The following is a 1,172-nucleotide window of genomic DNA, read 5'->3' on the forward strand; positions in this document are numbered from 1 at the left end:
CTTCAGGGTCGGCGGAGTTTATCGGGATGTGGACGATAAGTTTGTGGAAAATAGCCGGGAGTTTATTAAAAGAATGCGAAAGCGGCTGGATATCTACCACAAACTGGTAACCGATAATATTATTTTCAGAAAACGAAGCGAAGGTATCGGAGTTATATCGGCAGAAATGGCCCGGAGATACGGAGTTACCGGAGCCAATCTGAGGGGTTCCGGCGTTGCTTATGATATCCGGAAGATGGAGCCTTATTCCATTTATCCCGAGCTGGACTTTGAAATCCCCGTGGGAAGCCGTGGAGATTGCTTTGACAGGTATGCCGTTCGTTTGAAGGAAATAGAACAAAGTCTTTGTATTATTGAGCAAACCCTGGACAGGCTTCCCGAAGGGGAGTTCCGGGCTAAAATACCGAAAAAGATAAAACTGCCCCCCAGGGCGGCAAGTTTTGCAGTGGAAGCGGCGAGGGGAGAGCTGGTTTACTATATGGTCGGTCAGGATTCAGATGTGCCTTACCGCCTGAAGGTCCGTGTTCCCTCCTATGCCAACCTGAGCCTTATTGCTGAACTCTGCCAGGGTATGCTGATCGCGGATCTGGTGTCCGTGATGGGAAGCCTTGACCTTGTAATCCCGGAAATCGACAGGTAGACATCACATGGATACTGCTTTTTTCCCACCTGAACTGTTGCGCATGCTGATAGCCGCCCTCTTTGTGGTCGCTGCTGTTTTTGTGAATGCCCTTTTCATGGTGTATGCGGAACGAAAAATCGCTGGTCATATTCAGCGCAGGCCCGGTCCCTATGAGGTTGGCTGGCATGGTCTGCTTCAGACACTGGTGGATGGTATCAAGCTCATGACAAAGGAGCTGGTTGTGCCGAGAACGGCCAACCGTCTTCTTTTCAGAATGGCTCCCCTTCTTGCTTTTACTCCTGTTGTGATGCCCTTTCTGGTGCTGCCATTCTCTGAAAATCTTATCATTATTGACCTGGATATCGGTCTGATTTTTATTCTGACCATGGCGAGCCTCAACGTAATGGCAATTCTTGTGGCCGGGTGGAGTTCGAATAACAAATATGGACTCTTTGGTGCCATGCGCTCCGTTGCCCAGAATATCGCCTATGAAATTCCCATACTTCTGTCCCTTTTGTCCGTAGTGCTGATTACCAATTCTTTCAGTATG

2 protein-coding genes are annotated in these 1,172 nt (G+C 48.9%); both read left to right on the top strand.

Annotated features, from left to right (window positions below; genetic code table 11):
- Window positions 1-640: NADH-quinone oxidoreductase subunit D-related protein (locus OOT00_RS15985; RefSeq protein ID WP_497007260.1), on the top strand; the 640-nt coding region annotated here is incomplete at its 5' end.
- 7 nt (window positions 641-647) lie between these two features.
- Window positions 648-1,172 (top strand): complex I subunit 1/NuoH family protein (locus OOT00_RS15990; RefSeq protein WP_265426422.1); only part of this gene is annotated, 525 nt, incomplete at its 3' end.

Source organism: Desulfobotulus pelophilus, assembly GCF_026155325.1.
In the GTDB taxonomy this organism is placed as follows: Bacteria; Desulfobacterota; Desulfobacteria; order Desulfobacterales; family ASO4-4; genus Desulfobotulus; species Desulfobotulus pelophilus.